We start from the raw sequence: 13,897 nt of genomic DNA, 5'->3' as shown, positions 1-13,897 counted from the left end.
CCGGGTGCGCCGAAACGTGCAGGTGCCTGCAAGGTGGCAACCGCACCCTATACCGACTCTAGCAATGGATGGCCCTCATGCCATGGGGGAGATCACGGTTCGGACACCCCGGCGTCGCGGTCGCGCCACGTTTCCTGGTAGGAACGAGTGCCGAACGCCGAAAGGATGAGCACGATGCGTCACGCGGGGCAGCAGGGGCGGCCGGGGGTGCCGGACCCCGGCAGCACGGTGCGGGACCCGGAACCGGAAGCGGAAGGCGGCCCCCAGGACGAGCCGCAGTCCACACCCGCGCCGGTGAGAGTCGTGGTCATCGGGGCGGGGAAGGTCGCCCACGCCGCACATCTGCGGGAGATCCGGGACCTTCCGCAGCTGATCCGGCCCGTCGCGGTGATCGACCCCGATCCGGGGCAGCGGGCCGCACTGATGGCTGGATTTCCCCGGGTCGCGGTGTGCAGCACGCCCCAGGAGTCGGTGTGGGCGGGCGCCACGGCCGCGCTGGTGCTGTCCCCGTGGTGGACCCACCGCGACGCCGTCCTCGGCTGCCTCGACGCCGGCCTGCCGGTGCTGTGCGAGAAGCCGGTGAGCCTGGACCCGGCCGAGATCGACGAGCTGATCGCGGCCGAGGTGCGCACCGGTGTCCCGGTCACCGCCGGGTACATGAAACGGCACGACCCGGTGGTGCAGCTGTTCGTCGAGCACTGCAGGGAGCACGCGCACACCGCCCGCAGGATCGCCGTCGACATCCACGACCCGAACGCCCCGCACCTGGTCGACCACCTGGTGCACTACCCGCCGCCGCCTTTCGGCCCGCAGCCGCCGCCCGCGCGGGAGGCACTGGCCAGAGCGCTCGGCCCCGGCGCATCCGAGCTCCAGGCCGAGGTGTACGCCCGGGGGCTCGGCGGGTCCCTGATCCACCAGGTCAACATCGTGCACGCGGCACTCGACGGCACCGGCCGCGAGCTGTACGGCAGCCTGGAGCACAGCATGCAGTGGGCGGGCGGCAGCGCCGTCAGCTGCCGCTGGCGGCCCGACGACGACCTCGTGGTGGAGGTCAGCCACCTGCGGCTGCCCGCGCACCGGCGCTACCGCGAGACGCTCGAGTTCACCGGCACCGACTCGGTCGCCACCCTCACCCTGCCCTCGCCGTACGCACGGGACGAGGGCGCGACGCTGCACATCGACACCTGGGACGCGCGTACCGGCATGGCCACCCGGCGCACCCACCAGGCCGGACCTGCCAGGATCGGCTTCCGCGAGCAGCTGCGGGCCTGGACCCGCAGCGTGTCCTGGATCCCGAACCCCGGCCCCCGCCCGGCCCCGCGCCCGGGCATCTGGCCGCTGCCGGGGCTGCGCGAGGTGCGCGCGGACGCGCTGGCCGTACGCGAGGCGGCGCTGCGGCTGACGTGAAAGCGCCGACGTGACAGCGCCGACGTGACAGCGCGCGATCCGGCGGCGGGCGGCTAGTCCGCTTCCGGGGCCGGCTCCGCGACCAGCTCGTTCGGGTCCCTGATGTGCGGCAGGACGTCGGAGAGGTAGTCGGCGACCGTCTCGTCGAGGCCGACGTCGTACCCCGCGGCCTCCGACAGGTACCAGCGGTGCTCCAGCAGCTCGTGGTAGACCTGCGCCGGTTCCATGCTGCGCCGCAGGTCGGCCGGGATCATCCGGACCGCGGGCCGGAAGACCTGCCGCACCCAGCGGTGCGCCAGCACCTCGGGGCGGGCGCCCAGGCCCATGGGGTCGCCGGGCGCGTAGTCGTCCTGCGTGGTCATCCAGGAGTCGAGGTCGTTGAGCAGGCTGCGGGCCTGGTTCTCCTCGGTGTCCATGCCCGTCAGCCGCAGCAGCTGGCGCTGGTGGTGCCCGGCGTCCACGACCTTCGGCAGGAAGGTCACGGTGTCGCCGCCCGGCGAGCGCTGGATCTGCATCTCGGCGACGTCGAAGCCCAGGTCGTTGAGCCGCCGGATGCGGCGGTCGATGTAGTGCCGCTTGTCCAGCGGGTAGACCGACTCGCGGGTCAGCTCGTGCCACAGGTCGTTGTAGCGCGAGCAGATCGCCTCGGCGAAGGTCACCGGGTCGACCGAGGGGTGCAGCGAGCCGCCCGCCTCCAGGTCCATCAGCTCTCCCGCGATGTTCACCCGGGCCAGCTCGATGTCGTAGTCCCGCTGCCCCGCGCTCAGCTCCGGCTGGATCTGCCCGGTCTCGGCGTCCACCAGGTAGGCGGCGTAGGCGCCGGCGTCCCGCCGGAAGAGGGTGTTGGACAGCGAGCAGTCGCCCCACGCGAAGCCCACCAGGTGCAGCCGCACCAGCAGCACGGCGAGCGCGTCGAGCAGCCGGTTGACGGTGCCGGGGCGCATCGTCGTCTCGAACATCGAGCGGTAGGGCAGCGAGCCGTTCAGGTGCCGGGTGACCAGGGCCGGCTCCAGCGCGCTGCCGTCGGCGGCGACGCGGCCGGTGACGACCGCGATCGGGTCGACCCCGGGTATGCCGAGCCGGTCCAGGTCCCGCAGCAGGCCGTACTCGCGGACCGCCGCCCACTCGCTGACCTCCTTGATCGCGACGACCTCGTCGCCGGCCCGCGCGAAGCGCACGACGTGCCGCGAGATGCCGCGCGGCAGCGCGACCAGGGACTTGTCCGACCACTGTTCGAGCGGCAGGTGCCATTCGAGGTCGAGCAGGTCGGAGGGATGGTCGGCGTCGAAGGCCCTGATCTGCAGCGGCATGGCGCGTCTCGTCTCTGGTCGTGCCCGGCACCGGTCGGTCGCCCGTGCGGCTCCGATGCTGTCATGCACGCGCGGCGGAGCGAAGAGGCGGGTCAGGCCGGGACCGGGGCCTGTGCCGTCGCGGGCCGGGACGTGATCAGCACGTCCACCAGCCGGTCCACCGCCGCCACGTCCCCGCCGGCCGCCAGTTCGCCGTTCTGCGCGGCCTCCGCGATCGAGCGGCGGCCCTGCAGGATGTCGGTCAACACTGGCAGGTCACCCGTGAGAGTGGCGTCGGGCGCCGCCGGGACCCCGCGCTCCACGGTGAGCCGCCCGTCGCGGACCGCCACCGCGAAGCGGTCGTCGCCGACGCGCACCGCGAGGACGACAGCGAGCCGGGTGACGTCGGCGGCCGGGTCGTAGCGGGAGCGCAGCCACAGCAGCAGCGAGTCCGCGCTGCGGTAGGGGTCGGCGGTCGGCTCGGGGGTGCGCCCGCCCCAGCGGCCCAGCCCCACCAGCAGCGGTTCCAGCTCCTGGCCCCACTCGGTGAGTTCGTAGACCCGCGCCCCGGCCGGCGGCCCCAGGGCGCGGCGCCGCAGCACCCCCGCGGCCTCCAGCTCGCGCAGCCGCTGGGCCAGCACGTTCGGGCTCACCCCCGGCAGGCCCGCGTGCAGCGCGGTGAAGCGTTTCGGGCCGAGCACCAGTTCCCGCACCACCAGCAGCGCCCACCGCTCCCCGACCAGGTCCATGGCGCGCGCGATCCCGCATCCGTCGCCGTAGCTGCGCTTCGACGCCATGGCGGCCACCTCCTGCGGGCGAGGAGAGCTGTGACTTCAGCATATTGTGTTCGACAGGGCGCAGCCGATCGAAGAGCATGCCTGGTCATGACACGAACCGATGTACCGCCCACCGGTGACGAGCGCGCGTCGCTGGTCACCTTCCTCGACTACGTACGCGACACCGCCGTCATGAAGTGCGACGGCCTCTCGGCGGAGGACGCGGCAGCCGCCCCGCTGCCCGGCTCGCCGCTGATGACGCTGGGCGGTCTGATCAGCCACCTGCGCTGGGTGGAGCACTGGTGGTTCGACGTGATCTTCCTCGGCGGCGAGGACCGCGGCCCGTGGACCGACGAGGACCCCGACCGGGAGATGCGGCTCGGCGCCCGGACCCCGCTCGCCGAGCTGCTCGCCGACTACGCGGCCGACGCCGCCCGGCACCGCGAGACGGTCGCCGCCCACTCGCTGGACGACCTGGCCGAGCGCCCGATCCGCGACGGCCGCCGGATGAACCTGCGCTGGATCCTCCTCCACCTCATCGAGGAGACCGCCCGGCACAACGGCCACCTGGACATCCTGCGCGAAATGGCCGACGGGACGACCGGCGACTGAACTCTTTCGGCGCGCCCGGCCCGGCGGGGCGACGGCCCCGCCGGCCGGGCGCGCATGCGCTCAGGCCAGTGACTCGAAGGGTGTCCAGCCGCCGAAGCCGACCTCGACACCGCCGCCTGCCATGTTCGAGTACAGGTAGAGGTTGCCGTCGCCCCCGGTGGCCAGCAGGTCCGACTTCCCGTCGCCGGTGGTGTCGGGCATGGCCGCGACGAGCGGGCGGAACGCCGGCGTCCAGTTGGTGCCGATCTTGCTGCGGCCGGTGCTGTTGCCCAGGCCCTCGCCGTTGATGCCGCTGCCCGGGTAGAGCCACAGGTCGCCGTTGCTCCGGTCGCGGGCGACCAGGTCGACGTGGCCGTCGCCGTTGCGGTCACCGCCGGCCAGGATGTCGTAGTGGTCCCAGCTGGAGGTGCCGATCAGCACCGGCGGGCGGCTCTGGTCCAGGTAGTTGCCGTCCGCGCCGAAGTAAAGCCAGAGCAGGCCGCCCTCCCTGACGATCAGGTCGGCGTGGCCCGGCACGTCGACCGTGCCGTCGTTGTCGGTGTCCAGCGGGCCGTCCACGTCACCGATGGCCACGACCTGCTGGGCGTCGGAGAAGTGGTTGTCCGCCGGGTCGAGCACATCGAGTTGCTGTTCGTCGAAGGCGCAGGCACGGGAGGCCCCGGCGCCCTGCTCGTCGCGTGCGGTGCAGGCGAAGCCGGAGCCGTTGTTGGGGAAGACGTCCAGCGTCATGCCGTCGCCGCTGGGCATCAGCGCGACCAGGTCCTCGTAGCCGTCGGCGGTCCAGTCGCCGCGGTGGGTGAGGGAGGCGCCGCTGAAGTCGGTGTTGCCGCCCGAGGCGAAGGGCGCCAGGTAGCCGTTGCCCTGCCCCGCGTAAAGCAGCAGGGTGCCGCCGTTGTAGACCGCGTACATGTCGCTGATGCCGTCGCCGTTGAGGTCACCGGGCTTGTCCGGGGTCGCGGAGCCGTCGGCGTAGAAGTGGTAGCCGGTCAGGTCGGAGCGGTTGCCCGCCTTGTCCAGGCTGCGGACCGTGAGCAGGTGGGCTCCGGCGGCCGGCGGGGTCAGGGTCAGGGCGTACGAGCCGCCGGCCGCGGACGGTGTGACGGTGCGGGTGGTCGGGTCCCAGTCCGACCAGTACTCGTACGAGGCCACGTCGGCGACGCCGCCGCTGGACAGCGTGAAGGTGCCCGCGGTCCTGGCCTGCCCGGTCTCGGCCGGCCAGCCGTCGGAGCCGTCGGGGAACTGCGTCGAGACCACGCCCGGCGGGGTGCTGGGCCGGGTCTGGTCGAGGTTGAAGTGGCACACCGAGGTCCATGCGCTGTTCAGCGAGCCGTCCTCGGTCCTGGCGTACCAGGCGAAGGTGCCGACACCGGTGAGCCCGTTGTCGGTGAGGATCTTGCCGAGCGTCGCCTTGGCCACCACCAGCTTGGCGGCCGTGCCGGAGGTCACGCTGACGGTCGTGTCCACGTGCGTGCCGGTGTCGTGCCCGGCGGCCCACAGCACGAAGTGCGCCTTGACGGTGCCGCCGTCGGGGTCGGTGAAGGTGCCGCCGAGCGTCACGTCGGTGTTGCCGATCGTGGTGTACGGGGTGCTGGTGCCGCAGTTGGCGCCGCTGCTCGGGCTGGTGTACAGGCCAGAGGGCTTGCCCGGGTAGGTGTTGTACGTGGTGGACAGCACCGCCGAGCCGGCGTCGAACTTCTTCCACGCGTACGTGTCGGTCTCGCTGGTGGCGCGCAGGCCCAGCGTGATGTTCGGGAAGTGGTTGGTGACCGCCTTCTTGGCGGCGGCCGTCACGTCGAACGCGAGGTTGCCGCCGGGGCAGCTGGAGCTGTAGCCCTTCGCGTCGTTGACGGTGTCCAGCTTGGTCGCCCAGGCCGGCTGGTTGTTCCACGACGTCGCCGAACCGAAGCCGTCGGTCAGCCAGGTCTCGACCGAGCGCGCGGAACACGACCAGGACCAGCTGTTCTTGATGCGGAAGGTCGACGAGACGACCTGCTTGGCGGTGTTCCAGAGGTTGTCGGAGTCCATCCGGAAGAAGGACCGCGAGGTGCCGTCGGTGTCGTCCTCGTGTCCGACCCTGGCCAGTGTCGTGCCGGAACTTCCCCAGCCCGAGCCGTTGTAGAAGGTCGCGGTCGGGAAGGCCTTGTCCACGATCGTCCACGCCTCACGGGCGCCGCTGACGGCCGGGTCGATGTAGACCGGGTAGGTGACGCCGTCGCCCTTGAGCAGCTTCTGGTCGGGGGTGAGGGTGACCTTCTTCTGCGTGACGTCGATCGGCACCTCGCTCTGCCGGGCGCCGTCGGCGGGCGCGAAGGCGTCGGTAGGGGCAGGGGGTTGGGATGTCCCGTCGGCCTGGGCCTGCGCCTGGGCTTTCGCCGTCGCCGTCGGCGGCGTGGAGCTGTCCCACATGCGCGGGGTCGGCGCGGTGAAGACCTGCTGACCCGCCGGGTTGAGCGCGCTGAGGTTGCCCGCCGGGTCGGAGCCGACGGTCACCCCGTTCGCGGCGACGGCGAAGGAGATCGAGGCCAGCGCAGGGTTGGCGGCGGCCTGTGCGTTCTTGACGACCAGCAGCTCGCTGAAACCGCCGGAGCCGGCCTGCACCGCGAGATCCACCCCGGGCAGCACCTCGGGATAGGTCGCGCTGTTCCCTTCGACCACCGGCTTCGGCAGCGGGCTCGGCCAGCTCAGTGAAAGGCTGCGCCCGTCGCGGGTGATGGTGGCGAGTGGCGTATTTCCGCCGCCCGAGAATTCCAGGCCCACCTCGGTCGCCTTTGTGTGGTAAAGCCCGTCGGAACCCGCTTGCAGTGTCGGGTCGATATCGACGAGCGCGTTGCCTTTGCGTACGCGCTGTGCCGTCGCCGACTCCTCCTGCGTGTAGGTGCCATCAGGGTTGGCGTAAAGACGCCCTGTTTCCGTTCGCCGGGAAAGGATCTCGACCGGCTTGCCGGTGTCCTTCGCCTTCGCCACGGCCCTTGCTGCCGCCTGGTCGACGCCCGGCTGCGCACTGGCGGAACCCCTGCCCCCGGCATCGGCCGCGGGCTTGTGCGCCCGGTGCCCACCGGCGGCGAACGCAGTGCCCGCCGGTACGAAAGCCGTGGTCAGCGCGGTGACGGCGACGAGCGCCAGCGCGACTCTTCGCCCTCTCACCCGCGCCTCCCCCCTCTGTCGATCTCTCACGTGTCGATCCTCTCCAGGGCATGGCTGCGCAGTTCACCGGAATGTGGAATGCGTCATTCGGAACGCACCCGTCCGTGAACGGCGGCCTGGTTTCTACGGTTAACCCCCGCCAGGAGTATGCACGTCCGGCCGCCGTCCGTCACGGCAATGTTGTGACCTGGGACTTTCTTCGGTACGGCGATGCCCCTTAGCACGGGAGGGCTGCGGATCGCCACCGTGCCGTACGCTGTGAAAATCGCGCAAAGGGATCCAACACCGTAATCATCTGGCAAAGTGGGCATGCTGTTTCTGCTGGTGCCGCCGGGGGGTCGCCGCTTTAATGGCGCTCGTTCATCACACGGAATTTACCCTTGGGGGGGCAAAGTGTCCGTATTGCGGTATCTGCCGGGCGGCGGACCGGAAAGAGCCAGACGCAGACGAAAGCGGGCGGTGCTCGGCGTGAGCGTCTCCCTCGTCGGCTACCTGCTGGCCGGGATGCTGGCAGGGCCCGTGGCCGAGGCCGCAGGGCTGGGCCTGGGGAAGCTGCCGTCGCCTGATCCGGTGCCGGTCAAGGCGGTGCGCGGCACCGCGGCGGCGCATCCCGACCAGGCGGCGGCGCATGCGTGGAAGGGTTCGCCGAAGGTGGTCTGGCCTGCGGCGGGCACCGCGCAGGTGGCGGTGCCCGCGGCGGGGAAGGCGCCGGCGAAGGCGGGCGGACTGCCGGTGCGGCTCGGGCACGCGGCAGCGAAGAAGTCCGCGGGGTCCGCGGTCGACGCTGCCGCTGCGGGTCCTGTGTCGGCTCAGGTGCAGGTGCTCGGGCAGGACGTGGCGAAGTCGCTGGGTGTGGACGGTGTGGTGCTGGCCGTCAAACCGGCGGCGGGCGCCGCGGGTTCTGTGGACGTGCAGCTGGACTACTCGGGTTTCCGCAACGCCTACGGCGGTGACTGGGCCTCCCGGCTGTCCTTCCGGCAGCTCCCGGCCTGTGCGCTGACGTCGGCGCAAGGTGCCGCGTGTGCGGTGGGCCGCGACCTGGACACCGCCAACGATGTGTCGGCCGGGACGCTGAACGCCCCGGTCGCGCTGGCTGCGGCCGAGTCTCCGGTGCCGTCGGCGCCGGTGGACGCGGCGCCCGCGTCGGCCCGTTCGGCCACCGGGCTTTCGGTGACCGGCGGCACGGTGCTGCTGGCGGCGACCGCCGATGCGGCCGGTTCGCAGGGTTCGTTCAAGGCGACGTCGCTGTCGCCTTCGGCGTCGTGGTCCGCCGGCGGCAGCCAGGGCGAGTTCTCGTGGACGTACGGCATCGACACGCCTGATGTGCCGGGTGGTGTGCAGCCGGACCTGTCGCTGGGGTATTCGTCGCAGGCGGTGGACGGCCGGACGGCAGCGACGAACAACCAGGCGAACTGGGTGGGTGACGGCTGGTCGATGGACCCCGGTTACATCGAGCGGCAGTACGTGTCCTGCACGGACGACACCTCCGGCAGCAACACCACCGCGAAGGTGGGGGACGAGTGCTGGAAGAAGGACAACGCGGTGATCAACCTGAACGGGCACAGCAATGTGCTCGTCCACGACGACACCACCGGCCAGTGGCACCTGGAGGCCGACGACGGCACGAAGGCGGAGAAGCTCACCAGCTCGACGAACAACAACGGTGACAACGACGGCGAGTACTGGAAGGTGACCACACCGGACGGCACCGCGTACTACTTCGGGCTGAACCACCCGACCGGTTGGGCGTCGGGCAAGGCGGAGACCAACTCGACCTGGACGGTGCCGGTCTACGGCAACCAGGCCGGCGAGCCCTGCCATGCCACGGCTTTCGCGGACTCCTGGTGCCAGCAGGCCTGGCGCTGGAACCTGGACGCGGTTGTGGATCCGCACGGGGACGCGATGGCGTACTACTGGGCGAAGGAGGCCAACTCCTACGCCCGCAACGTCAACCCGGACACGGGGACCGGGACGTCGACCTCGTACACGCGCGGCGGGTACCTGACGCGGATCGAGTACGGGCTGCGCTCGGGCGACTTCTACGCCACCCCGGCGGCGAAGGTGGCCTTCACGGTGGCCGAGCGGTGCCTGACCGACTGCGGGACCTTCGACAAGGACCACGCCAAGAACTGGCCGGACACCCCTTTCGACCAGTACTGCGCCACCGGCGCGACCTGCGGCTACAACTTCTCCCCGTCGTTCTGGACCCGTAAGCGGCTCACCCAGATCGACACCTCCGTCCTGGTCGGCAGCACCTTCAAGCCGGTCGACACCTGGAAGCTGACCCACCAGTTCCCCGCCACCGGTGACGGCACGGACCCGGCCCTGTGGCTGGCGTCGGTCTCCCGCACCGGGCACACCGGAACCGGGGACGTCACGCTGCCGACGGTGACCTTCATGGGGCAGACGCTGCCCAACCGGGTGGAGGGCGCCACCACCGGCGGCGACCCCGACCCGGTGCCGCCGATGTGGCGCTACCGCGTCTACGGCATCAACTCCGAGACCGGTTCGACGCTCGGCATCACCTACTCGGTGCAGGACTGCAAGGCGGGGGACGTTCCCACCCCGGCCTCCAACAACCGGCGCTGCTACCCGGTGATCTGGTCGCCGCCGGACGCCCCCGCCGCCGACTACACGCCGTACACGGACTGGTTCCACAGCTACGTCGTCACCCAGGTCCTGGAGCAGGACCTGTCGGGCGGCGCACCGGCGAAGGAGACCGACTACTCGTACCTGGACGGCATGGCCTGGGGGAAGGCCGAGGACGAGTTCAGCCCCGCCAAGTACCTGACGTACGGGGACCGGAAGGGCTACGGCCGGGTCCAGGTGCGCACAGGAGCGGGCAACGACGCCAGGACGCTCAAGGAGTACCGCTACTTCCGGGGCATCGAGGGCGCGGACGTCGCGAACAGCGACGGTGTGAAGGTCACCGACCACGACGCCTTCGCGGGCATGACCCGCGAGGAGGACACCTACAACGGTGACGGCGGCCCGCTGCTGACCGCCACCTCCTACGTGCCGTGGCGCAGCACGGCCACCGCCACCATGACCCGCGGCGGCCTGTCCGCGCTGTCCGCGTACGCGACGGGCAGCGGCTCGGAGATCACCAGGACCGCCGTCGGCTCCGGGTGGCGCACGACCCGCACCGACAGCACCTTCGACAGCGACGGCAAGACCCTGACCGAGTCGAAGCTCGGCGACACCGCGGTCAGCGGCGACGAGACCTGCGAGACGACGACGTACGCCCCCAACACCGCGACGAACTTCCTCACCTCCATCGCCGAGGTGAAGACCGTCGCCAAGCCCTGCGGCACGACTGCATCACTCCCGGCCGATCTCGTCTCGGACGAGCAGCACTACTACGACGACGCCACCAGCCTGACCGCCGCCCCCACCAAGGGCGATGTGACCCGGCTCGACGAGCAGGACGCGGCCGGCACCGGACACCTGACCACCGCCAGGCACACCTACGACATCCACGGCCGCGAGCTGACCGACACCGACGCGCTCGGCAACACCACGACCACCGCCTACACCCCGGCGACCGTGGCCGCCCCGACGTCCTCGACCAGCACCAACGCCCTCGACCAGACCACCACGACCACCTACGACCCGACCCGCGGCCTGACCACCGCCACGGTCGACCCCAACGGCAAGCGCACCGACGCCGTCTACGACGGCCTCGGCCGCCTCCTCCAGCTGTGGGAGCCGGGCTGGGCCAAGGCTGACCACCCGAACACCCCGTCGGCCACCCACAGTTACCTGATCTCGCAGTCGAAGACGCAGGCCAACGTGGTCACCACCAGGACCCTCAAGCACAACGGCGGCTACGCGACCACGTACGACTTCTACGACGGGCTGCTGCGTTCCCGGGAAACCCAGGCGGTCGCCGAGGGCACCCAGGACCGGCTGGTCACCGAGACGCGGTACGACACCCGCGGTTACGCGGCGAAGACCTATGCCGCGTACTACGTCGCCGGCACCCCCTCCACCACCCTGGTGCAGGGCGACGACACCAAGGTCGCGAACCTCACCCAGAACGTCTACGACGGCAGCGGCCGCGTCACCGCCGCGATCTCGCTCAAGTACGGCGACGAGCAGTGGCGTACGACGACGGTCTACGACGGTGACCGTACGACGGTGATCCCGCCCAAGGGCGGCACCGCGACGACGACGGTCACCGACGCGCTGGGCCGCACCACGGAGTTGCGGCAGTACACCGACGCGGCCCGTACCGCGTACCAGAAGACGACGTATGCGTACGGGAAGTTCGACCAGGCGGTGAAGGTCACCGACCCGGCAGGCAACGCGTGGACGTACGGCTTCGACAACCGGGGGCAGCAGACCAGCTCCGACGACCCCGACAAGGGCCTCGTCACGACGACGTACGACAACGCCGGGCGTGCCGTGACCACGACCGACGCCCGGGGTATCACGCTGACCACCGACTACGACAAGCTCGGCCGCAGGACCGCCCTCAAGCAGGGCTCCACCGTCCTGGCCGACTGGACCTACGACACCGTCGCCAAGGGCCAGTTGACCGCCTCCACCCGCTACGTCGGCGGCGCCGCCTACACCGAGGCCACCGGCGGCTTCGACGACCGCTACCAGCCGACGTCCAGCAGCGTCACCATCCCGTCAGCGGCCGGCGGCCTGGCCGGCACCTACACCTGGACCACCTCCTACGACCCGGCCACCGGACTGCAGGACTGGTCCAGGACGCCGGCCGTCGGCGACGTCCCGGCCGAGCTGATCACCACCGACTACAACAGCGACGACCTGCCCTTCCGCACCACCAGGGCCGGGGTGGCGCTGGTGTCCAACACCACCTACGACGCCTGGTCGCGGCCCGTCCGGCTGGAGTTCGGCGGGACGGTCGGCAAGAAGGTCTACGAGGAGCGGACGTACGACGAGTTCTCCGGGCGTCTGACCGAGCAGACCACCGACCGCGACCTGGCACCGCAGCGTATCGACGACACCCACTACGCCTACGACGACGCAGGTAATATCACCGGCGTCACCACCGCCAGCGGCCAGGACGCCGGCCTCACCACCGACGCCCAGTGCTTCAGCAACGACGCGCTCGGCCAGCTCACCCAGGCCTGGACCACGACCACCAACTGCGCTTCCGCGCCCACCACTTCCACGGTCGGCGGCCCGGACGCGTACTGGCAGTCGTTCAGTTACGACCTGGCCGGCAACCGCACGCAGCAGACCGACCACGCGACCGCCACCGGCTCGACCGACGCGGTCACCACCTACACCCAGCCCACCCCGAACACCGGCCTGCCGCACGCCGTCCAGCAGACCACCACCACCGGCGGTACCGCCCCGGGAAGCAGCAGCTTCGCCTACGACGCCGACGGCAACACCAAGACCCGCACGATCAACGGCGGCACCCAGAGCCTCACCTGGGACGCCGAAGGCCACCTGGCCACGCTCGCCGCCGCGTCCGGCACCACCAGCTACCTCTACGACGCCGACGGCAACCGCCTCATCACCACCAACCCCGACGGCAGCAGCATCCTCACGCTGCCCGACGACAGCGAAGTCCACCTGGCCGCCGACCACACCACCAAGACCGGCGTCCGCTACTACGACCACGCCGGCGAGACCGTCGCCGTCAACGACGGCAACGCCCTGTCCTACCTCTTCGGCGACCAGCAGGGCACCGCCACCGCCGCGGTCGCGGCCCTGACCCTGGCCGTCTCCCGCCGCAAGCAACTCCCCTTCGGCCAGACCCGCGGCACTTCGGGTGCCTTCCCCGGCGACCAGGGCTTCGTCGGCGGCACCACCGACCCGACCGGCCTGATCCACCTCGGCGCCCGCGAGTACGACCCGGTCCTCGGCCGTTTCCTGTCCGTCGACCCGGTCAACGACATCACCGACCCGGCCCAGATGAACGCCTACTCCTACGCCCACAACAACCCCGTCACCAAATCCGACCCCGACGGCACCCGCCCCCTCGGCCCCACCGACGGCGGCACCACCACTGACAACGCCTGGGCCAACGACCGCGGCATGTCCGCCGGCTGGCACTACAAGAACGGCCGCTGGGTCTGGGGCCAGACCCCGAAGAAGGACAAGGCGTCGCGCAAGAAGTACGCCCACTACCGGGCGAACCCGACCCACTACATGATCGACGACAAGTACGCGAAGGCCCGCGCCAAGCAGATCGCGAAGGAAGTTGCAGCGATCAAGGCGCAGGCCAAGAAGCGGAGGGAACAGGAGGCCATCGACCAGGCGCTGGCGATGATGCACAAGGAAGACCCCGTCGGCGACTTCGTCAGCGGCGCCGCCAAGTCCGGTGCGAAGTGGGTCAAGGACCATCCGCAGGAGATGGTGCACTTCGGCATCAACGTGGGAGCCGGGTTCGCCGCAGGGCTGATCGCAGCCGGAGTCTGCGCCGGGACGGCCGGCGTCGCATGCGCCGTCTATGCCGGTGTCGGCATAGGGTTGCTGATCGGCATGCCGTCCCACCTCATCGCCGACCGCATCATGGGTCATGTGACGACAGCAGGCGACGCGGTGAACTACTTCATCGGCTCCGCATGGAGGGGCGGTTTCCAGGGGGCCTTCCGCAAGCACTTCGGAGTGGGGCCCGCCACCAAGGCGATCAAGTCGGTGAAGAAACTCAAGTTCTGGTAACTCGGCATGCAGGCCCGGTGC

Annotated in this window: 6 protein-coding genes; 3 read left to right on the top strand and 3 right to left on the bottom strand. The window is 70.8% G+C overall.

Annotated elements, in window-relative coordinates:
- Positions 1–165: 165 nt before the first annotated feature.
- Positions 166–1,407, top strand: coding sequence for a Gfo/Idh/MocA family protein (locus JT723_RS28310; RefSeq protein ID WP_205047663.1), 1,242 nt, complete (start codon positions 166–168; stop codon positions 1,405–1,407).
- 53 nt (positions 1,408–1,460) lie between these two features.
- On the opposite strand, the gene JT723_RS28305 is transcribed toward JT723_RS28310, so the two are convergent.
- Both JT723_RS28305 and JT723_RS28300 read right to left on the bottom strand, forming a co-directional pair.
- Positions 1,461–2,717: a DUF4032 domain-containing protein gene (locus tag JT723_RS28305; protein ID WP_205047662.1), complete on the bottom strand. Its 1,257-nt coding sequence runs from the start codon at positions 2,715–2,717 to the stop codon at positions 1,461–1,463.
- A 92-nt stretch (positions 2,718–2,809) separates the two neighbouring features.
- Entirely contained in the window at positions 2,810–3,493 is a 684-nt protein-coding gene (locus tag JT723_RS28300; protein WP_205047661.1) for a winged helix-turn-helix transcriptional regulator, read from the bottom strand.
- 87 nt (positions 3,494–3,580) lie between these two features.
- On the opposite strand from JT723_RS28300, the gene JT723_RS28295 reads away from it, so the two are divergent.
- A complete protein-coding gene (locus JT723_RS28295) occupies positions 3,581–4,084 on the top strand; it encodes a DinB family protein (RefSeq protein ID WP_205047660.1) in 504 nt (167 codons plus the stop codon).
- A gap of 60 nt (positions 4,085–4,144) precedes the next feature.
- On the opposite strand, the gene JT723_RS28290 is transcribed toward JT723_RS28295, so the two are convergent.
- A complete protein-coding gene (locus tag JT723_RS28290; protein WP_251512421.1) occupies positions 4,145–7,228 on the bottom strand; it encodes a DNRLRE domain-containing protein in 3,084 nt (1,027 codons plus the stop codon).
- 468 nt (positions 7,229–7,696) lie between these two features.
- Between JT723_RS28290 and JT723_RS35955 the strand changes: the two genes are divergently transcribed.
- On the top strand, positions 7,697–13,876 hold the full coding sequence (locus JT723_RS35955) for an RHS repeat-associated core domain-containing protein (RefSeq protein WP_265934404.1): 6,180 nt from the start codon (positions 7,697–7,699) through the stop codon (positions 13,874–13,876).
- The last annotated feature ends 21 nt before the right edge of the window (positions 13,877–13,897 follow it).

The organism is Actinacidiphila bryophytorum (genome assembly GCF_016916835.1).
GTDB lineage: Bacteria > Actinomycetota > Actinomycetes > Streptomycetales > Streptomycetaceae > Actinacidiphila > Actinacidiphila bryophytorum.
The sequence above is the reverse complement of the archived record's forward strand: the minus strand, read 5'-3'. Positions and strand labels throughout refer to the sequence as shown.